The following is a 19,712-nucleotide window of genomic DNA, read 5'->3' as shown; positions in this document are numbered from 1 at the left end:
TCGGGCCTCGCCCTTTTTGGTGCCGGAGGGGGGCCGTCAGGCGGCCAGGGCACATTGAGGGCACATGGATGCTCTTCCCCGCGTGCAGGAGCACGGAGGCGTAGGCGTGCCGGAGGGCGTGCATCCCCTCCTCCCGGGCCGCCTGGAGGTACCTCGCGCCGCGCTCGCGGGAGGGATCACGCCGGCGGCAGCCAGAGCGCGCTTCCAGTCCCCCATGTTGAAGACGCTGCGGTTGCAGGCCCGCCCCTTCTCGTCGACGAAGAGGAGACGGAAGGTCTTCGGCTCGCCGTCCGGCTTGGCCCAGGGCAGGGTGACTTCGACCGGCGGGAACTCCTTCATGTGGGCCTTGATGGCCGCGGCAAGCTGGGCCGGTAGAGGCACGGACCGGATCTTGTTCCCTTGGGCACGGCGAAGACGGGCTTCGTGCCGACGAGCCGCACTTGGCGGTTGACGTGGATCCAGCCGCCCTTGAAGTCGATGTCCTCGACGGCGAAGCCGAAGACCTCGCCCTGGCGCAGGCCGCAGCCGAAGGCGAGCTTGTCTCCGGCCTGGAAGCGCTTGGGCAGGCCAGCGAGGACTGCCCGGACGCGCTCCAGCGGCCAAGGGATGATCTTCTTCTTGGTCGCGGTCGGCAGCTTGACCGACTTCGCCTTGCAGGGGTTCTTCGGCAGGAGCCCATCCTCCACGGCCGCGCCGAGGATGCTGGAGAGGATGTCGAAGATGCCCTCGATCGTCGACACCTCCAGGCGGGCGTCCTGGAGCGTGCGGATCCAGCCTTGGATGACCGAGGGCTGGTTGAGGGAACGCAGCTCGCGTCGCCCGAGGTGCTCGACGATGTGGTTGCGGACTGTCGCCTCGTAACGGAGGGCTGTCGTCGGACCGACGGAGTTCGCGTCCAACCACTTCTGCGCGTAAACGCCGAGCGTCTGCTTCGTCTCGGCTGGTACGACGTAGGAGCCGCGCCGGATCTCGACGTCGACCTCAGCGGCCCGGTTGTCCGCCTCGGCCTTGGTATCGAAGTTCTCCTTGCGCTGGCGGCCGTCCAGATCGCGGTAGCGGACCTGCCAACGCTTGCCGAGACCGTGATCGGCGGTGGGGACCATCTGGCGCGTACGGCTCTTGTGCTCACCGCACTCGGCCTCGGTGGACTTGGGGTGGGACTTGTGCCAGCGGTCGTACACGTCAGCCAAGAAGGACCCCCTGAATGCGCTCCCAGGTCTGGATTGGGGAGGTCTCCAGAGGCAGCAGGGCTGCAGGCGACACGCCGAGGGCGGCAGCGATCGCGATGAGGTCGTCGACGTCGCAGCGGCGGTGGGCACGCTCGGTGCAGCTGAGGGCGGTGTTGGACATCGGGCGTCCCAGCGTGGTGCATCGAACAGCCAGCTGATGCTGGGTCAGGCCACGCGCGAGGCGTATTCGCTCTATGGCGCGGGCGGCGTGGAGGCCGGCGGGGCCAATTTCGACAGGTCGGGTAGCCATGACAGTTAGCTGTAACTTACAGCCAGCCTTTATGGCAAGAGTTGGTTCTTAAACTCTACAGAACTCGTTGCGGGCACCGGATGGACGACGTGGCGTTTATCTCGTCTATTTGCACCACACAAACGCCCTTTTACAGAGGGGGCCGTGCTAGCCTGCCTTCGCGCGGACGTTTTGGGCGATTTGTAGCAGTGACTGGCGATATGGTTTTGCCGTCTGCACTCCACCTACGCAGCCGTGCAGATACGCGCCGACCTGCGGCTACGGATGCCACCGCCTTCGACAGAGCCCCTCCGCGGCTGGATAGCGAGTGGTAGCCGCCAACTTTTTGGCCAGCGGCCGATTCGCCTCTACGGTTATTCCCCCTTCGCCGCACCGAGGGAATTAGTGGAGAGTTTTAGAACCAACGCTGGACTTCTCCGCTAGCGGTGTGGCTGTGTTGTCCAGGCACGCTGTCCAAGACCGAAAAGGAGACCTGTGCCGAATACCTCTCCCCGCAGTGCCAACGCCCCGTCGTCCGCCGACACCGCCCGGCGCGGCCCGCTGGCCACCCCGGTCGAAGTCGCCGCCTATCTCGGGGTGCCGGTGAAGACCCTCTACCAGTGGAAGTACCGGGGCATCGGCCCCAACGTGCACAAGGTCGGCCGCCACCTGCGCTACCGCTGGACCGAGGTGGACGCCTGGGTGAACGCCCAGTCCGCGTACGACCTGACGGCCTGAAGCCGCCCCGCCAGGAGAGCGCAACGGCTCTCGGCGAGCCATCGCCGAGAGCCGCAGAGTCCCTGCCGCCATCGCCCTTGAACGATCGAATCGGTGGGCCGGACCCTGCCCGTCCGGCCCACCCGGAAGGAACGCCTATGGACGAAACTACGTCTCCCGCCTGCTCCGCCGCATCCTCGATACCCACCTGGCCGCCCGTCGCCGTCCCCGGCCAGGACCCCGCCTTGGGTGCCTCCCCCGCCGAGGACGACGAGCCCCCGCAGGTCGGCGAGGGCGCACAGTTGCTGGACGAGCTACGGCAAGCGATCGCGCGGTACGTGATCCTGCCCAGCAGCGACGCGCTGACCGCCGTCACGCTGTGGGTGGCGGCCACGCACATCCAGCCTGCGCTGCAGCACGCGCCTCGTCTGGCAGTGGTCGGGCCGGCGAAGCGGTGCGGCAAGTCCCGCCTGCTGGATGTGATCACGGAGACGGTGCGCGAGCCGCTGATCACGGTCAACACCAGTCCGGCGGTCGTCTTCCGCGCCATCGGTGACGACCCGCCCACCCTGCTGGTGGACGAGGCCGACACCATCTTCGGCAGCATCAAGGCCGCCGAGAAGAACGAGGAGCTGCGCGGCCTGCTCAACGCCGGCCACCAGCGCAACCGGCCCGCCCTGCGCATCTCGGGGCCCGAGCACAAGCCGCAGGCGTTCCCCACCTTCGCCATGGCCGCTCTCGCCGGCATCGGGGACCTACCAGACACGGTCATGGACCGGGCCGTGGTGATCCGCATGCAGCGGCGCAAGCCAGGTGAGCGAGTGGAGCAGTTCCGCTCCCGCCGCGACATCCCCGCCCTGCACGCCCTGCGTGACCGGCTGACCGCCTGGTTGCGCCCGCTGATGGACACCGCAGCCGACCTGGTGCCGCCCATGCCGGTACAGGACCGGGCGGCGGACACCTGGGAGCCGCTGGTGGTCGTCGCCGAACTGGCGGGCGGCACCTGGCCGGAGAGAGCACGGGCAGCGTGTGCGGCGATGTGCGCGGCCGAGGTTGGCCAGGACGAGGAGTCCAACGTCAAGACGCGCCTGCTGAAGGACATCCGCCGCGTCTTCACGTGCTATGGCGATCCCGACACCGTGCGTACGCGGGACCTGCTGGAGGAACTGCTCAAGGACCAGGAGGCTCCATGGGCGGAGTACCGCAACACCGGTCTGACCCCACGCTACCTGGGGATCCTGCTGAAGGACTTCGGTATCCAGGCGGCCGTCCTCCGCTTCGAGGGCGGACGGCAGGCCCGGGGATTCACGCGCACGCAGTTCACCGACGCCTGGGCCCGCTACTGCCCCGAGGAGCAGCCACCCGACGGCAGCGGTGAGACCACGCGTCACGGGTCGGCCGTACACCCGTAAACACCCGTCGCACACGTCGCACCGCAGGTCATCCCCGTGACGGGTCCGGCAACTGTGACGGGTCCTCCCGTATCACGCCAGGCTCCCGTACCTGCCCTGACCAGGCATGCGACGGGTGCGACGAGTCCGCCGCCCTTCCCACTGGCAACCCCGCACCGTGCCTAGGCACCCGTCTCCCCCTGGAGTACCGCGCTTGCCCTCACGCACCGCCCAAGCCCCCGTGCCGCCAGTGACCGTAGCGATCCGCCTCGGGGTTGCCCTGGTCGGCACGATCGGCTTCGCCCTCTCCTACGACGCCCTGCGGCAGATGGCCGTCGCCATCCACATCCGCAGAGTCCTCACCTACGCCTTCCCCCTCGTGATCGACGGGTTCATCGCCATCGGCGTCGCCGCCCTGCTCATCCTCCGTACCGCGCCCTGGCGTTCTCGCCTGTACGTCTGGGCACTGGTCGGCCTCGCCACCGTCACCAGCATCTGGGCGAACGCTCTGCACGCCGTCCGCCTCAACCAGCAGGCACACACCGCCGGGCTCCATCTGGACGATGTGACCGTCGGCGCCCTGTCCGCGATAGCTCCGCTCGCCCTGGCCGGCGCGGTCCACCTCGACCTCGTCATCCGCCGCCACCCCACGAGTCTGCGCCAAGAGGCCGCCGCCGCACCGGGCCACAACACCTCTGGCCACAGCCACAACGGCACGCACAGCGCCATGCGGCCTGCCCGTTCGCAAGAAGATGACTTCCTGCCGAAGGAGGCACAGAGCTCGCCCGACGTGGCCGAGCGCCCAGACGTGGCGGAGGCAGCCGCCAACGTGCCGCAGGCAGCGAAGCCGCTCTCCAAAGACGAGGGCCACGAACGGGATGTCACCTTCGACGAACTCCTCGCCATCGCCCGCACCGCACCGCTGGGACGCGGGGACCGTGCCTCACGCCGCAACATCGAGGCGGCCATCCGAGCCGCTGAGTACCGCATCGGCAAGGACCGTCTCACCCAGCTCAAGGACCGAGTACAGGCCGAACTCGACCGGGCTGCCCGCCAGCGGCAGGTCGAGCCCGACACGGCCCCCGTCGGCGCGCGCTGAGGGCCGCCGCCCTACCCCGATCGCCCCACTCCGCTCGTTCCCGCACAGTCCGGAGCGGGGACGAGCGGCCCACTAGGCGACACGGCCTCGCCCCCCAACACCGCACGGAGAACCCCTCAATGCACGACCAGCACCCCGAACTCGCCACCGACCGGACGCAGATGATGACCATCGCCACCAGCGCAGCAAGGTATGGCGTTGGACCGTCCAAGGGCCGGTCCAACGCGGGCACCTCCGCCCCGGGGGTGGCGGAGGACCTCGGGCACCAGGGGGTGCCCGAGGAGGTAACGCCCGGCGACGCAGCCGAACAGTCGCCCGCCGCCCCCGCCGACGAAGTCACCCTGCGTCGCATCGCTCGCCGCCGTACCCGCGAGAGCGTCCAGCGCAAGCAACGTGTCGATGTCCGCTACAGCAGCGATGAGAAGGCCCGGATCCTTACCCGTGCCCGCAAGATGGGCATCGCCGGCGCCCACCTCGTCGGCGCCGTGATCATGGCCTACCTCGACGGTGATCTCGCCGTGGGCCTGGCCGGGCAGCGCACCCAGCTCGATGACTGCCTCGACAAGCTCGACGCCCTACGGGCCGAAGTCGCGCGCATCGGCAACAACGTCAACCAGATCGCGCGCCGCCTCAACGCCGGAGGCGATCCACACCCTGTGGACGCCACCGTCCTCGCCCAGACCGAACGCACCCTGGTCGCCGTCCGCGCCGCCATCAGCGACATCGCGCAGACCATGAACCACGCCGTCTCCGTGAAGGCGGCCTGGTGATCGCCAAGATCGGCAGCGGCAAGAGCACCGCCGGCCTGATCCGGTATCTGTTCGACACGAAGAAGGCCAAGGACCACACCGACCCGCACCTGGTCGCCTCCTGGGACGGCTTCGCTCCCGATCCCGGCCGCGCCGACGGCTTCGACGCCACAAAGAAGCGGCTCGTGGCCGACCTCGACCTGCGGGTTAAGCAAGCCCGCCGACTGGGCCGGGCGCCCGAGCGGCACGTGTGGCACTGCTCCGTACGTGCCGCCCCCGGCGACCGGCACCTCACCGACGCCGAATGGGCCGACATCGCGCGCCGCGTTGTGGCGGCCACCGGCATCGCACCCGAAGGCGATCCGGACGGGTGCCGGTGGGTCGCCGTCCGCCACGCCGACGACCACATCCACATCGCCGCCACCAAGGTCCGTGGCGACCTGCGCACCGCCCGCCACTGGAACGACTACCTGACCGCCGACAAGGAACTCGCCGCCATCGAGAAGGAATACGGCCTCAAGCAGGTCGTGCGCGGCGACCGCACCGCCGCCAAGCGCCCCACCCGCGCCGAGACGGAGAAGGCCCGCCGCGTCGGCAAGACCCAGACCTCCCGCGAACGCCTGCGCACCACCGTCCGCCAGCTAGTGTCCATCGCCACCAGCCCGGAGGAGTTCCTCCTTCTGCTCGACGGCGTCGAGGGCGTCCTTGTGGACGTGCAGCACTTTCCCTCCGGTGACGTGCGCGGGTACAAGGTCGCCGTGGAGGGCGATACCAACGCCACTGGTGAACCCGTCTGGTTCTCCGGCGCCAAACTCGCCCCCGACCTGTCCTACCCCAAGATCCGCGAACGCCTCACTGCCATCGACGTCGCGCCCGTCACCGAGCCGGGCTGCCGACGCAAGCCCAACCCCTGGCACCAGGCCACCGCCGCAGCCGAACGCATCCCCCACCACCTCGACCACGGCTACGACGCAACCGCCCAGGCCCACATCGCGGCCCTCGGCGAAGCCATCGACATCCTCCCGCTGCTCGCCCCCAGCCACCTGCGGCCACAACTGCAGCAGGCCGCCACCGCGTTCGAACGCGCCACCCGCTCCCGCATCCGCGCCCAGCAGGACCAGGCACGCGCTCTCCGGGGCGCTGTCCGCGCCCTGCGCACCACGCCAGTCACCGGCGACGGCTCCGGCCTGGCGATGTTCCTCGACATCGCCGTCCTCGTCGTCATCGCCACAGCCCGCTGGCACCAGGTCCGCCAGCACGACCAGCAGGTCGCCGCCGCGCACCAAGCCCTGGTCCACCTGCATGCCGCCTACCGACAGGCTGCTGCCGAGCCGCTGGCCGCTCTGGCTCAGCGCCAACCACCGGCCCGCACCATCGAACGGCACGCCCAGCGCGTCCTCGTGATGCTGCCCCATCACGCCCAGCAGACCCTCGATGACCCCGCCTGGCCTGCACTGGCCGCCGCCCTAACCGAAGCCGAGACCGCCGGCCACGACCCTGACCAGCTCCTCCAGCACGCCGCCCGCCAGCGCACCCTGGACGACGCCCGCTCCACCGCCAGCACCCTCACCTGGCGCATCCAACGCCTCGCCGCCCGACAGGCCCCCAGCGCCCGAGCACGAACCGCGCAAGCCGACACGTATGTGACACCACGACCGGCACAGCCTGGCCAGACGCCGCCGAGCCCGTCACAGCCTGGGCCTGCGGCCCCCGCGCGACACCGGTAATTCCGGCACTGGCGGCCTCGCGCCCGCGAGGCCGCCAGTGGGTGGAAAGACACCTCTCTCTCGTCCGCTTCCAGCTTTCGAGTGACGGAGGGCGTCACCGCGCCGTGCTGACCAGAGGCTCCAGCAACTCCAGCGCTTCGTCCCAGCGGAAGCGTTCCGTCGCGCCGCCAGCCCTCGGCCGGTGCGGTTCGCATGAGCCGATCAGAACACCCATGCCCCGCAGCCGGTCCAAGCTCTGCTGGTAGGCGGGATGGGCGGCCTGGGCGGAGTTCAGGTAAGGCAGCACCACAGTCGGGATGTCCATGCCGTACGCCTCACACAGGATGCCCAGGGCGAGGGTGTCGGAGATCCCGGCGGCCCACTTGTTGATCGTGTTGAAGGTGGCGGGAGCCACGGCGATCGCGTCCGCCGGGGGCAGGGGGCGCGGGTCTCCCGGTGAACGCCAGGCGGAACGGATGGGGTAGCCGGTCTGTGCCTCGATCGCCTTGGTGTCGATGAAGCCGAGTCCCTGCGGTGTGGCGATGACGCCGACGTCCCAGTTGGCCTCCTGGGCGGCGGTGATGAGCTTGCCGACATCTCGGGCAACGCCCGCAGCGCACACGACGACGTACAGGAAGGGCTTCTTGTCCGAGGCGGTCGGTTCGGTCACGCGGGGACTCCCAGTTGGCGGCTGAAGTGGTGCAGTTCCGGCAGGGTACGTCGGCGGTCGCGGGCGGCCATATCGGCGACCAAGTGGCGGACATCGGGGCGGCGGATGTCCTGGGCGGCACAGGTCTCGGCGATGCGCAGGGCCTGGTAGCCGTCGGCGAGGCGGCCCTGCTGGCTGTAGGCGCGGGCCGCCTCGACCCATAGTGCGGCGCGGCGCTCGGGGACCGGGATGTGCCGACGCATGAGGGGCCGGGCCGCCTGAAGGGCGAGGCCGGCGTCGCCGAAAGCCACCAGAGCGCTCAGCTCGTGCAGGGCGACATTGGTCGGGCTGAAGGTGGCCCAGGCGTCGGGCCGGTCGAGAGTGACGTAACGCGAGACTTCCTTCGCCTCACTGAGGAATTCCTTCGTGGCCGCGCGGTCACCGCGACTGCTGGCCGCGGTCACACCGCGCAGGAGCAGCAGTCCCACGGCGGCGAGGTACTTCGGTGAACGCCGGTCGTAGGAGCCGGTGAGCTGGTCCGCGGTGTGCCGGACCAGGTTGACGGCCTCTGTGGCGTGCTTCTCGCGGACCAGAACGTGGGCCTGGACACGGACACTGGAGGCGAGGACCACCGGATCCCCCGAGCGTTCGGCCTCGGCCATCGCCCGGCCGACGGCGAGCCATGCGTTGCCCTGGTCGTGCTGCTTGAGCAGGAGGCTCGTCGTCGTCTGGTACGCCGTGGCCAGGAGCCGGGACACCGTGTCCCTGTCCGTCGCATCACCGGCTGCCAGTCGCAGGTCGGCGATCAGGCTCGGGAGGGTGCGCTCCAACTCCGTGTAGTGGCAGGTGTGGAAAAGCCGTAATGCTGATCCGACGCGTTCGTACAGGATGGCCGTGTCCTGTGGGCCACCGGTACCCGCGGGGCCGGGACCGGGCAGGAGGGCCTGGACGAGGGCGGTGTGCGAGGCCGAAGAGCCGGCCGGGGCCGCGAGCGCTGCGATGCTCGCGGCGAGGAAGGTGCGGCGGTGCATGTCGTCAGCTTCTTGATCGGCGGCGGAGACGTCCTGAGATGGGGCGAGGCCCAACTTATGAGGCGGGATGTTCAGTTCCTGCGCGATGGCGCGTAGTACGCGGATGTCCTCCGTGCCGCGACCGTTCTCCAGACGGCTCACCTTGGACTGGTGATACCCGAGCGCTGCGGCCACGTCGTGCTGTGAACGCCGCTGTAACACCCGCGCCCGACGGATCCGTTCTCCGATCCGTCTCGCTTCCCCATGCGCGTCGGCCATCTGCCACGGCTCCTTCCGCCGTCGCTGATCCTGCCTGCTCAATCGAGCATAGATCAGCCGTAGTTGGCCGTGATGCAGCTCCTGCATAAGTCATGCAGCGCCCGCGTCAGGGGCTCCCCACTCACGGCGACGGACTGGTTGCTTGGTGTGGCCCCACCTACACCGGGAGGCCGCTCATGGAAGCGCACCAGCTCGCTCTCTCCCTACCCGCGACGCCCGCCGCAGCAAGCAAGGCCCGGCACCAGGCCGTGGACGCGATAGCTGGCTGGGACGCGGGACTGGGCACCGAGGTGGTGCACACGGCCGAACTGCTGATCAGCGAGCTCGTCACCAACGCGGTCCAGTACTCCGGTGCCGGATCCGTCTCACTCGTGGTCTGTCTCGACGAGGCCGTCCTGCGGATCGAGGTCTGCGACACGAGCCCGGTCCTGCCCCAGCCGGATCTGCCCGACGCGGACAGCGAGGGCGGCCGGGGCCTGTTCCTCGTCGCCGCTCTCGCCGACCGGTACCACGCCGAACCGACCGAGACCGGCAAGCGCTGTTGGGCCGAAATCGACCTGACCGGCAAACCCAGCCAGGAAGTCGCCTGTTTCCTGCCCCTCCAGAGGAGTTGATGATGACGACCACCCACGCCCCCGGCGTGGCCGCCGAGGTGATCGCCGTACGCCCCGGGCCGCCACTCGCTGGCACCGTGAGCGTCGACGGCTCCAAGAACGCCGCTCTGCCGCTCCTGGCCGCCACGGCTGCCCTCAGCCGCCCGGTTCGGCTGAGCAACGTTCCGGACAGCACGGACGTCCAGATCATGCTCACTCTGCTGCAACAGGCAGGGTGGCATGTCGCGCAGCCCGTAGGAGAACCGACCACGTATGTGATCCTGCCGACGGAGGCATCTCGGGGATTGCCCGATCTGGCGCAGGCAGCCCAGATCCGCGCCTCGTACTACCTCGTCCCCGCCCTGCTCGCGCGTTACGGCCAGGCGCGGCTGCCCTGGCCGGGCGGCTGCCGGATCGGTGCGCGCGGGATGGAGCTGCACTTCAAGGTGTACGAGGCGTTCGGCGACCGAAGCCGGCAGGAAAGCTCCGGGTACGGCATCGAAGCCCTCAGCTCTCACACGGGCACCGTCTCCATCGCACTGCCCTTCCGCTCTCGCGGTGCGACCGTGGCCGCGACACTGCGCGCTCTGGCAACCGGCCGGCCCTTACGGCTGGGCCAACCCAACCTCTCGCCCGAAGTCCTGAGCGTGCTCGACGCCCTGAGTTCGGTGGGCTGGGAGACACGCGCCAACGAGCATGTCCTCACTCTCTCGCCGCCCTCCTCGCCGCCGACTGCCCCCGCTGCCTGGACAGTGCCCGGAGACAAGATCGAGGCAGCCACGCTGGCCTGCGCGATCGCCGCGACGCGCGGTACTGCCCGTATCGACGGCGTTCAGGGCAAGGACGTAGGCCCGTTCGTGGCTGCCCTTCATCAACTCGGCATCCCCGCAGACCCAGCATCGGATGGCCTCACTGTCCGCGCCCAGGAGGCAGTCCCCACTGCTCGTCCCCTGCGGGCCATCGCCTCCCTGCGCCCGGCGGGCCTCGACGCCGACTTCGAACCACCGCTCATGGCACTCGCCCTCGGGCTGCCCGGCACTCATCTGTTCGCCGACGCCATCAATCCCGGCCGCCACGGCAACCTGCTGCCGCAACTGACCCGCCTGGGCGCCGAGATCGAGGAGATCTCCCCCACCGAATGCCGCCTGACCGGTCCCCAGCATCTGACGGGCGCGGGCGTCGAAGCCACCGACATCCGCACCGGGTCCGCCCTCACGGTGGCCGGCCTCACCGCCCGAGGCGTCACCACCATCGGCGGCCTCGACCAGCTGCGCCGCGGCCACGCCGACCTGTCCGGCAAGCTGCGCACCCTGGGCGCCTGGCCGAGATGCCCACCGACCCGGCGAGGAAGGGACCCCCGTGGCTCAGCCGACAACCGATGATCAGCCCGAAGGGCTCCGGCCCGCTCTGGAATCCATGACCCTGCTGGTCGCCGCCGTCATCATCCACGACGAGGCCAACAACCGCGTGGTCCTCCTCCAGCGCAGCAAGCAGGCCAAATTCGCCAAGGGCAAGTGGGACCTCCCGGTCGGCAAAAACGAGCCCGGCGAGCCGGTCACCGCGACGGCCGTCCGCGAGCTGTACGAGGAGACCGGTCTGACCGTCAAGCCGGAAGCGCTCAAGATCGCCCACGTCATCCACGGCGCCTGGGGCGTGGAAGCCCCCAACGGCTTCCTCACGGTCGTCTTCGTCGCCCACGAATGGTCCGGCGAGCCGGAGAACCGCGAACCGCGCAAGCACGCCCAAGTCCGCTGGGTCGACACCGGCGCCATCCCCAAGGAGTTCGTGGAGACCACCGCCAGCGCCCTTCATCGCTACCTGGCCGGCGAGCCTCAGGTGTCGCTGGACGGTTGGAACTGACTGAGCGCACCACTGGACATGACCCTGCATGAGGCGATCGATGGTCTCGGCGGCGCGGGGCCGTGACCGGTCCCCCGTACCGGTCACGACCCCGCTGGCGTGGAGATTGATCATGGTCCGATCAGCAGCAGCCGCCCGCAGTAGCAGGTTCCTCTGCCTCTGACGCTCCCGGGGTGGTGCAGCAGCTGCTGCCCTGCTGCTTGGTGAGGGTGTCGGCGTCGGCCTTGACGACGTACACCTCCCAGGGCTCCTGGCCAGGGCCGTGGACCCAGACCTTGTCCTGGAGGGCGTAACAGCAGGTGGTGTCAGCCTCCTCGGTGGTGGTCAGGCCCGCCTCGCTCAGGCGGGTAGTGGCGGCGTGAACGGACTCGGTCGATTCGACCTCGACGCCGAGGTGGTCCAGGCGGGTGGCCTCTTCCACGGTGCCTTCGATGAGGACGAGCTTGAGCGGGGGCTCGGTGATGGCGAAGTTGGCGTAGCCGTCGCGGAGTTTGGCGGGTTCGGTGCCGAACAGCTTGCTGTAGAAAGCGACGGAGGCGTCGAGGTCGGGGACGCGGAGGGCGAGCTGTACGCGGGACATGGCGTATCTCCTTGGATGGGTGAGGAGTTCAGCAGCCGCCAGAGGTGGCGGTCGGGGTGCCGACGCCGATCTGGAGGGTGGCCGGGGCGCCGCAGCAGCCACCGGCCTCGCCTCCCTGGGAGGCGGTGTCGGGGGCGTCGTAGAGGCCGGCACCGCCGCACACGCCGGTCTCCGGCAGGGTCAGCTCGACGCGCTCGGCGGCCTCGCGGTCGCCCGCGAGCGCGGCGGCGACGGAGCGGACCTGCTCGTAGCCGGTCAGCGCGAGGAACGTGGGCGCCCGGCCGTAGGACTTCATGCCGACGAGATAGACGTCCCGCTCGGGGTGGGCCAGCTCGTTCACGCCGTGCGGGTAGACCGTGCCGCAGGAGTGGACGTTCGGGTCGATCAGCGGGGCCAGCGCGACGGGGGCCTGGAGACGTTCGTCGAGGCCGAGGCGGACCTCGGAGAGGAAGGACAGGTCGGGGCGGAAGCCGGTCAGCACGATGACCTCGTCGACCGGGTCCAGGCGGCGGCCGTCCTCGGCGACCAGGACCAGCCGGTCACCGTCCCGTTCCACGGCCTGTGTACGGAAGCCGGTCACCGCGCTCGCGTGGCCGTCCTCGACGGCGGCCTTGGCGCGCAGCCCCAGGGCGCCCCGGGCGGGGAGCTGGTCGGCCTCGCCACCGCCGAAGGTGTTCGCACCGATGCCGCGCCGCAGGACCCATGCCGCGTGTGTGCCGGGCTCCTCCTTGGCGAGGTCGGCGAGGTAGGCCAGCGCGGTGAAGGCGGAGGCCCCGGAGCCGACGACCGCGGTGCGCTTGCCTGCGTACCGGGCGCGAATGGCCGGGTCCCGCAGGTCGGGGACGCGGTTGGAGATGCGGTCAGCCGCCGCCTTCTCGCCGAGGGCGGGGAGCCCGTCGGCGCCCATCGGACTGGGGATGGACCAGGTGCCTGAGGCGTCGATCACGGCGCGGGCGGCGATGCGCTCCTCGCGGCCGCCCACCAGCTCGATGTGCACGGTGAAAGGCTGCTCGTCGCGGTCGGCGTCGACGATGCGGTCGCGGCCGGCGCGCGCGACACCCGTCACGGTGGCGCCGTAGCGGATCTTGTCGCCGAGGACGTCGGCGAGCGGCTGCAGATACTGCTCGGCCCAGTCACCGCCGGTGGGGTACGTCGCGCCGTCCGGGCGGACCCAGATGGTGGGGGCGAGGAGCTTCTCGGCGGCCGGGTCGGTGACCTCGGCCCACGGGGAGAACAGCCGTACGTGCGCCCAGTCGCGCACGGCGGTGCCGGCGGAGGGGCCAGCCTCCAGGATCAGCGGTTCGAGGCCGCGCTCGACGAGGTGGGCGGCGGCAGCGAGGCCGACGGGGCCCGCGCCGATGACGACGACGGGCAGCTGGCCAGTGGCGGGCGCGTTCACGATTTCCCCTTTGCTTCGACATTTGCCGATGGCTTGCGCCGCCAGCATGGCAGCTGATTCGACAAGCGTCAACATAGACATTCATCGAAACTAGTCTGCTGCCCTCGCTCGCCGACTGAGACCCCTCGCCCGCCTGGTTCGACATGTGTCAACATAGATGCATGTCGAACACTAAGGTGCTGCCGTTGATCGAGCCCGCCTCCGACGCCGTGGCGCCGTGCTGCCCGCCGCTCACCGAGCGCCCTTTCACCGCGGACGAGGCCGAGACGGCCGCGCGGATGTTCAAGGCGCTGGGCGACCCGGTACGGCTGCGCCTCTTCTCGGCGGTGGCCTCGCACGAGGGCGGCGAGGCGTGCGTGTGCGACATCTCCGATGTGGGCGTCTCCCAGCCGACCGTCTCCCACCACCTGAAGAAGCTGAAGGAGGCCGGCCTGCTGACCTCGGAGCGGCGCGGTACCTGGGTGTACTACCGGGTGGAGCCCTCCGTGCTGGCCGCGATGGGCAAGCTGCTGACCATCGCGCCGGCAGCGGTCTGACCTCGCCCATCACCCCCCCCCCGGAGTACGCCACCGTGAGCAACCCGACCGGTGTGACCGTCGCGCCGATGGCCACCTCACATGCCGACGAGGTCCTGGCGATCTACCAGGCCGGAATCGACGAGGGCAACGCCACCTTCGAGACGGCCGTCCCGACGTGGCAAGCATTCGACGCTGCGAAGCTGCCCGGGCACCGCTTCGTCGCCCTGGACGAGCATGAGGTCGTGCTCGGCTGGGTGGCCGCCACAAAGGTCTCCGACCGCTGCGCCTACGCCGGTGTCGTCGAGCACTCCGTGTACGTCCACCCCGACGCCCGCGGCCGCGGAGTGGCTTCCACCTTGCTCAAGGCACTGATCGACTCCACCGAGGCGGCCGGGATCTGGACCATCCAGTCCGGCATCTTCCCGGAGAACACCGCCAGCATCGCCCTGCACCAACGGGCCGGCTTCCGCGTCATCGGCACCCGCGAGCGCATCGGGCGCCACCACGGCCGCTGGCGCGACGTGGTCCTGGTGGAGCGCCGTAGCGCGGTCATCGACTGACCAGTCCGCTTACGTGCCGGCCGCATCGGTGCGCTGCCGATTCCAGAGCGCCGAATATTGCTTCACCTCTTCCGGCGTGAGCTGGTTGTCTCCTTCTGTGCGCAGCAGGGTGGTGTCCCATGGGCGCGTTCCGTCAGTACGGAGAGTCAGCAGCACACCGAGCGTCGCCGTTTGATCCGCCAGGCCCGTCTGCTGGTGCAGCTCGTGATGGCGCAGCAGGACATATGACTGAAAGGCCGCCTGGATATCGGGGCCGAAGCGCGTCGCGCACCCGAAGATCATCTGTCGGGTGCCGGATGGATCGATGGAACGGCGCCAGCGCCACTTGCAGTGGCTGGGGGGAACCTGACGAACCTCGCGCAGCATGTCGAGCAGCAGCTGGCCCCACTCGGCGCGGGCGCCTACCGGCAGCTCGTCGACCTCGGAGAGCAGGAGCAAGCGGTTGGCTTCGCTCATGTGCTGGCCGAGCGGACTGATGGCGATGTCTTCAAGGATGAGGCGCATGACCCGGTGCGCGCGATCGGATCCCACCGGCGCCTGCGGAAGCAGCGGTACGGAGAAGTGGATCCCGCCGAGTTCGGCGACCTCAGGGCTTATCTCTCCGGGAGGCGCGTCGGCGTCCGCTGCAGCGAGGTCGTAGTAGCGCACGGGCTCGTCCCCGAGAGCCACCGAGTCCATGTTGGCCACGCGGAAGAGGTAGTTGACCACCGCGGTAGTCGAACGCAGCTGGTCGAACAGGAAGTCCCGGTCCCGCCGGGCCAGGGCTACGCAGGGCAGGCCGGGCAGCGCGCAGTCAACGACGGTGTCATCGGGTATGCGGTCGTGGTCGAGCACGACGACGCCGATCCACTGGTAGTCGTTGCCGTCGACGGTGAGAGTCTGGCCGCGTCCGTTCTCGAACTCAGCCGGGGCCGAACGCAGGCTGCGCACAGTCCCCTTCGCCTGGCGCGCAGCTTTGGCGCCCCTGTTCCGCAGCCAGTTCCGCTCACTGGCATCGTCCTTGTAGGCGCCCTCCCGGCTCTTGACCTGAACGACAACACCTCGGCTGCCGGTCAGAAGCATCCGGTCACCCAACTCCCGCTGCCCCGACGAGACACGCTTGATTGCGGAGTGGCAGACGAAGTCCGGGAGTCCCCACGTCGCCGCTGCTCGATGAGCCGCCATCTCCGCCCCGGTCCCCTGGTCGACACCTTCCGGGAGGGGAAGCGCAGCCGGCACGGTCCGCACGAACACACCTAGGGCCGTTTCCACCACGAGCGTCAGCTCAGGCAGGTCGTCGTTCCCGGCCGCAGCGGGTCTTGCTTGCTCCATCGCCCTATTAGACGCTCGGCCCAGGAGCGCACACAGCGAATTTCACCGACCGTGGCGACTTGGCACCTACCCGAGCGAGGCAGCGATTTCACGGGCGGTTTCCCGGGCCGACCGCCCGACCCCGATGAGCGTGGCCGAGGCCGGCCCGGTCCAGTCGCCGTAACCGAGCAGGTGCAGGCGCGGCTCGTCCACCACACGCGTACCGTCGACGGCGATGTGCCCGCGGCGGTCCCGCAGCCGGAGCGGTGCCAGGTGGGACAGCGCCGGTCGGAAGCCGGTGCACCAGATGATCGCGTCCGCCTCGGCGCGCGTGCCGTCGGCCCATTCGGCCCCAGTGGGAGTGAGCAGCGTGAACATCGGCGCCGCCCTGAGCAGGCCCCGGTCGCGGGCATCTCGGACCGGCGGTACGGCGACGACGTCCCCGAGCGAGGCGACGCCCCCCGTGTCCGTGCGCCCCTCGTCGAGGGCACGGCGGCGGGCGGTCGCGACGTCGAACAGAACGCGGCCGTCGACGTCGTCGGGCAGGAAACGGGGTGGGCGCTGCGTGACCCAGGTCAGCTCGGTGTTGTGGGCGAGGTCGGCGGCGATCTGGGCGCCGGAGTTGCCGCCGCCGACCACGATCACGCGGCGACCGGCGAAGTCCCGCGGGCTCTGGTAATCAACGGTGTGCAGCTGACGGCCACCGAAGTCTCCGCGGCCTGCAATCGCGGGCAGGAAGGGCCGCCACCAGGTGCCGGTGGCACTGATCACCGCTGCCGCCCGCCAGGTACCGGAGTCGGTCTCCACCCGCAGGAGTCGGCCGTCCCGGCGGATGCCGAGAACCCGTACGGGTCGCTCGACGGGCAACTCGTACCGCTTCTCATAGGCGGCGAGGTACTCCACAACGTGCTGCGCGTCGGGGTAGGTCGCGCCGGCCTGCGGTGGCATGAGGCGGCCGGGCAGGGAGGAGTACGCGGCCGGGGAGAACAGGCGAAGAGAGTCCCAGGTGTGCTGCCAGGCACCGCCCGGAGTGGTCTGGGCGTCGAGGATGACGAAGTCGACACCCAGCCGGCGCAGGTGGTAGCCGGCGGCAAGCCCGGACTGACCACCGCCGATCACCACGACCGGAGCGGCCGCGTCATTCGGCGGCTTCCCGCCCGGGCATGAAGACCAGCGCCACCAGCGCCAGTCCGACCACAGTTCCGGTGAGCTGCATGCCGATGAACCCCGCGACGGAAGCGGGCGCGATGCCGGCGAAGGTGTCGGTGAAGGCGCGGCCTATGGTCACCGCGGGGTTCGCGAAGGACGTGGACGAGGTGAACCAGTACGCCGCACCGATGTACGACGCCACCGCCACAGGCGCGAAGCGCAGGCGGTCGGTGCGGGCCAGGCCGAAGATCAGCAGGATCAGTCCGGTGGTCGCGACGACCTCGCCCAGCAGCAGATGGCCGGCCGATCGGTCGTGGGTGGACCACTTCACCAGCGGTTCGCCGAACATCGCGTCGGCCAGGACCGAGCCCGCGATCGCACCGGCGATCTGAGCGGGGACGTATACCGCCGCCTCGCGCAGCGTGACACCAGGGCCGCCGCGCCGGGCGGTCCACCACTCGGCCAGGGTGACGGCCGGGTTGAAGTGCGCACCGGAGACCGGACCGAGCAGGGTGATCAGGACGCCGAGCCCGAAGACGGTGGCCGTGGAGTTGGCCAGCAGCTGCAGCCCCACGTCCTTGGTCAGCTCCGTGGCCTGGATGCCGGAGCCGACCACGATCGCGACGAGCGCCGCCGTGCCGACCAGTTCGGCGGCGGCCTTGGCGAGCAGCGGAGGACGCCGGGGCGGAGTCGCGCCCGGAGCGGGCTGCGGCTCGGCAGCGGGGGCTATGGGGGACTCCCCTGTTCTGCCGTGCTGGGTGGCCTCGGTGGCGGTCAACAGGAACTCCTCGGTGCAGGTGGCTTTGGGGCGGGTCAGGGGCAGGACCGCTTCACGCTGTTCTCGGCGGTGGCACGCGCGGTCTCCGCGAGATCGGCGAACTGACCGGCAAGCGAGGCGATGACGTCGGGCTTGAGCCGGTAGTAGGTGAAGCGGCCGCACGGCTCCGTCTCCACGACCCCCGCCTCGCGCAGCACCTTCAGATGGTTGGAGAGGTTGGTCTGCTTGGCCCCCGTCTCCTCGATCAGGTGCGCCGTGCAGAGCGTCTCCTTGGCGAGCAGGGTGACGATCTGGAGGCGGAGCGGGTCCGCGAGAACCCGCAACAGATCAGTGTCGACTGACGTCAGCATGGACTGATACTTTCACATCATTCCTGGCTGATACCAGCCTGGGCTGATCCACCGACGAAGGAAGAACCGATGCCCTCCAGCCCGCTCGCCTCCGTGCTGTTCGTCTGCATCCACAACGCCGGGCGTTCGCAGATGGCCGCCGGCTTCCTCTCCCACCTCGCGGGCGACCGGATCGAGGCCCGCTCCGCCGGCTCCGTTCCCGCAGACCAGGTCAACCCGGCCGCCGTCGAAGCGATGAGGGAGGTCGGCATCGACATCGCCGACCAGCAGCCCAAGCTCCTCACGACCGAGGCCGTCCAGGCGTCCGACTACGTCATCACCATGGGCTGCGGCGACGCCTGCCCGATCTTCCCCGGCAAGAAGTACCTCGACTGGACCCTGGAAGACCCCGCCGGCAAGGGCGTCGAGGCCGTCCGCCCGATCCGCGACGAGATCAAGAAGCGGATCGATGCACTGATCTCCGAGATCGACGCCCAGCAGGAGGCGTGACATCCGCGACGGGCAGCGGCGCCGCCGATGTGATCGGCTCCGGATAGGCCACCGCCGTCGAGAATCTCCTACCACCCGGCGGGTGCACCCCCTTCACAGAACGCACGTTCGACGTGAAGGATGGGCGTGATCGCGTGCCAGTTCGGTACGTCGCTCGTTAGGCAGCGCAGTCGAAGCGCAGAGTGGGCAAGCGCTGGTTCGCCCTTGCCCTACTGCTACGGGAGGGGACCCATGGGCGATCGCAGCACCATCGAGTGGACTGAGGCGACCTGGAATCCCACCACTGGCTGCGATCGCATCTCCCCCGGGTGCGACAACTGCTATGCCCTGACGTTATCCAGACGCCTCAAGGCGATGGGGGTGGCCAAGTATCAAGCAGACGGTGACCCCAGGACCTCCGGTCCCGGCTTCGGCCTCGCCCTGCATTCGGACACGCTGGCCATCCCACGCCAGTGGAAGACCCCCCGCATGGTTTTCGTCAACTCAATGAGCGACCTGTTCCACGCCAAGGTGCCCTTGGACTTCGTACAACAGGTCTTCCAGGTAATCGCCGACACGCCACAGCACACCTATCAACTCCTGACGAAGAGGGCCCGCAGACTCCGGCGACTGGCAGGCCAACTCGACTGGCCTCCCAACCTCTGGATGGGCGTCTCCGTCGAGGACGCGGATCACCTGGATCGCATTGACGATCTGCGTCAGGTGCCAGCCGCCGTGCGGTTCTTGTCCTGTGAACCACTGCTCGGTCCTCTGACAGGTCTGCGTCTGGACGGCATCGGCTGGGTGATCGCAGGTGGAGAGTCCGGCCCCCAGCACCGCCCCGTGCAAGAGGAATGGCTGGTCGAGATCCGCGATGCCTGCAACGAAGCCGACGTGCCGTTCTTCTTCAAGCAGTGGGGCGGCCGCACACCGAAGTCCGGAGGCCGTGAGCTCGCCGGCATCACGTGGGACCAGATGCCGTCCCGGCTGCACGTGGCAGCAGCGCAGTAACGGCCAATCTTCAACAGGCGCCGTACGCGCTCTGGTGGCATATGGCAACGGTGTGTGACCCTCTCCCTAGCAGGGCCGTATCGGAGTAGGGGGGAGCG

At 69.5% G+C, this 19,712-nt stretch carries 21 protein-coding genes and 1 pseudogene; 12 read left to right on the top strand and 10 right to left on the bottom strand.

The genetic code is table 11. The features are described 5' to 3' along the window. Positions 1-67: 67 nt before the first annotated feature. Positions 68-1,181, bottom strand: a pseudogene (locus NW895_RS00525) (tyrosine-type recombinase/integrase); the annotation flags it as partial. A gap of 1 nt (position 1,182) precedes the next feature. Continuing rightward, positions 1,183-1,479 (bottom strand): helix-turn-helix transcriptional regulator, encoded by a 297-nt coding sequence (locus tag NW895_RS00520; protein ID WP_289932962.1) that lies wholly within the window; start codon positions 1,477-1,479, stop codon positions 1,183-1,185. 474 nt (positions 1,480-1,953) lie between these two features. On the opposite strand from NW895_RS00520, the gene NW895_RS00515 reads away from it, so the two are divergent. From NW895_RS00515 to NW895_RS00495, 5 genes are all read left to right on the top strand, one after another. After that, entirely contained in the window at positions 1,954-2,196 is a 243-nt protein-coding gene (locus NW895_RS00515) for a helix-turn-helix domain-containing protein (protein WP_187279294.1), read from the top strand. Between the two features lie 137 nt (positions 2,197-2,333). Continuing rightward, the gene (locus tag NW895_RS00510; protein ID WP_289932960.1) at positions 2,334-3,587 is read left to right on the top strand and encodes a DUF3631 domain-containing protein; all 1,254 of its coding nucleotides are present in this window, start codon (positions 2,334-2,336) and stop codon (positions 3,585-3,587) included. A gap of 220 nt (positions 3,588-3,807) precedes the next feature. Beyond that, the gene (locus tag NW895_RS00505) at positions 3,808-4,665 is read left to right on the top strand and encodes a DUF2637 domain-containing protein (protein ID WP_289933898.1); all 858 of its coding nucleotides are present in this window, start codon (positions 3,808-3,810) and stop codon (positions 4,663-4,665) included. A 119-nt stretch (positions 4,666-4,784) separates the two neighbouring features. Continuing rightward, the gene (locus NW895_RS00500) at positions 4,785-5,435 is read left to right on the top strand and encodes a MobC family plasmid mobilization relaxosome protein (protein WP_289932959.1); all 651 of its coding nucleotides are present in this window, start codon (positions 4,785-4,787) and stop codon (positions 5,433-5,435) included. After that, on the top strand, positions 5,432-7,141 hold the full coding sequence (locus NW895_RS00495; protein ID WP_289932958.1) for a relaxase/mobilization nuclease domain-containing protein: 1,710 nt from the start codon (positions 5,432-5,434) through the stop codon (positions 7,139-7,141). The genes NW895_RS00500 and NW895_RS00495 overlap by 4 nt, the downstream gene beginning before the upstream one ends. A gap of 94 nt (positions 7,142-7,235) precedes the next feature. On the opposite strand, the gene NW895_RS00490 is transcribed toward NW895_RS00495, so the two are convergent. Together NW895_RS00490 and NW895_RS00485 are read right to left on the bottom strand one after the other, a co-directional pair. Beyond that, entirely contained in the window at positions 7,236-7,790 is a 555-nt protein-coding gene (locus tag NW895_RS00490; RefSeq protein WP_289932957.1) for a flavoprotein, read from the bottom strand. Then, positions 7,787-9,058: a helix-turn-helix transcriptional regulator gene (locus NW895_RS00485; RefSeq protein ID WP_289932956.1), complete on the bottom strand. Its 1,272-nt coding sequence runs from the start codon at positions 9,056-9,058 to the stop codon at positions 7,787-7,789. Before NW895_RS00485 ends, NW895_RS00490 begins: the two co-directional genes overlap by 4 nt. A 176-nt stretch (positions 9,059-9,234) precedes the next feature. Here NW895_RS00485 and NW895_RS00480 point away from each other — a divergent pair, with 176 nt between their 5' ends. The 3 genes from NW895_RS00480 to NW895_RS00470 are packed head-to-tail and all read left to right on the top strand — an operon-like array spanning position 9,235 to position 11,511. After that, a complete protein-coding gene (locus NW895_RS00480) occupies positions 9,235-9,672 on the top strand; it encodes an ATP-binding protein (protein WP_289932954.1) in 438 nt (145 codons plus the stop codon). A gap of 2 nt (positions 9,673-9,674) precedes the next feature. Continuing rightward, the gene (locus NW895_RS00475) at positions 9,675-11,033 is read left to right on the top strand and encodes a UDP-N-acetylglucosamine 1-carboxyvinyltransferase (protein ID WP_289932953.1); all 1,359 of its coding nucleotides are present in this window, start codon (positions 9,675-9,677) and stop codon (positions 11,031-11,033) included. Next, the gene (locus NW895_RS00470; RefSeq protein WP_289932952.1) at positions 11,011-11,511 is read left to right on the top strand and encodes an NUDIX domain-containing protein; all 501 of its coding nucleotides are present in this window, start codon (positions 11,011-11,013) and stop codon (positions 11,509-11,511) included. The genes NW895_RS00475 and NW895_RS00470 overlap by 23 nt, the downstream gene beginning before the upstream one ends. A gap of 121 nt (positions 11,512-11,632) precedes the next feature. Here the strand turns inward: NW895_RS00470 and NW895_RS00465 are convergent, their stop codons facing one another. Both NW895_RS00465 and NW895_RS00460 read right to left on the bottom strand, forming a co-directional pair. Next, positions 11,633-12,091 (bottom strand): ArsI/CadI family heavy metal resistance metalloenzyme, encoded by a 459-nt coding sequence (locus tag NW895_RS00465; protein WP_289932950.1) that lies wholly within the window; start codon positions 12,089-12,091, stop codon positions 11,633-11,635. Between the two features lie 28 nt (positions 12,092-12,119). Then, positions 12,120-13,490 (bottom strand): FAD-dependent oxidoreductase, encoded by a 1,371-nt coding sequence (locus NW895_RS00460; protein WP_289932949.1) that lies wholly within the window; start codon positions 13,488-13,490, stop codon positions 12,120-12,122. 161 nt (positions 13,491-13,651) lie between these two features. Between NW895_RS00460 and NW895_RS00455 the strand changes: the two genes are divergently transcribed. Together NW895_RS00455 and NW895_RS00450 are read left to right on the top strand one after the other, a co-directional pair. Next, positions 13,652-14,026: a metalloregulator ArsR/SmtB family transcription factor gene (locus NW895_RS00455; RefSeq protein ID WP_103780375.1), complete on the top strand. Its 375-nt coding sequence runs from the start codon at positions 13,652-13,654 to the stop codon at positions 14,024-14,026. A 68-nt stretch (positions 14,027-14,094) separates the two neighbouring features. Continuing rightward, entirely contained in the window at positions 14,095-14,568 is a 474-nt protein-coding gene (locus tag NW895_RS00450; RefSeq protein ID WP_289933897.1) for a GNAT family N-acetyltransferase, read from the top strand. A gap of 9 nt (positions 14,569-14,577) precedes the next feature. On the opposite strand, the gene NW895_RS00445 is transcribed toward NW895_RS00450, so the two are convergent. From NW895_RS00445 to NW895_RS00430, 4 genes are all read right to left on the bottom strand, one after another. Then, positions 14,578-15,879, bottom strand: a complete 1,302-nt coding sequence (locus NW895_RS00445) for a hypothetical protein (RefSeq protein ID WP_289932948.1) — start codon at positions 15,877-15,879, stop codon at positions 14,578-14,580. 66 nt (positions 15,880-15,945) lie between these two features. Continuing rightward, entirely contained in the window at positions 15,946-16,980 is a 1,035-nt protein-coding gene (locus NW895_RS00440; protein ID WP_289932947.1) for an ArsO family NAD(P)H-dependent flavin-containing monooxygenase, read from the bottom strand. Between the two features lie 16 nt (positions 16,981-16,996). Further along, positions 16,997-17,737: an aquaporin gene (locus NW895_RS00435; protein ID WP_289933896.1), complete on the bottom strand. Its 741-nt coding sequence runs from the start codon at positions 17,735-17,737 to the stop codon at positions 16,997-16,999. Positions 17,738-17,820: 83 nt separating this feature from the next. Further along, positions 17,821-18,135 (bottom strand): metalloregulator ArsR/SmtB family transcription factor, encoded by a 315-nt coding sequence (locus tag NW895_RS00430; RefSeq protein ID WP_289932946.1) that lies wholly within the window; start codon positions 18,133-18,135, stop codon positions 17,821-17,823. 69 nt (positions 18,136-18,204) lie between these two features. Here NW895_RS00430 and NW895_RS00425 point away from each other — a divergent pair, with 69 nt between their 5' ends. Continuing rightward, positions 18,205-18,624, top strand: a complete 420-nt coding sequence (locus NW895_RS00425; protein ID WP_289932945.1) for an arsenate reductase ArsC — start codon at positions 18,205-18,207, stop codon at positions 18,622-18,624. A gap of 231 nt (positions 18,625-18,855) precedes the next feature. Continuing rightward, the gene (locus NW895_RS00420) at positions 18,856-19,614 is read left to right on the top strand and encodes a phage Gp37/Gp68 family protein (protein WP_289932944.1); all 759 of its coding nucleotides are present in this window, start codon (positions 18,856-18,858) and stop codon (positions 19,612-19,614) included. Positions 19,615-19,712 lie beyond the last annotated feature (98 nt).

The organism is Streptomyces sp. S.PNR 29, assembly GCF_030386795.1.
In the GTDB taxonomy this organism is placed as follows: Bacteria; Actinomycetota; Actinomycetes; order Streptomycetales; family Streptomycetaceae; genus Streptomyces.
The sequence above is the reverse complement of the archived record's forward strand: the minus strand, read 5'-3'. Positions and strand labels throughout refer to the sequence as shown.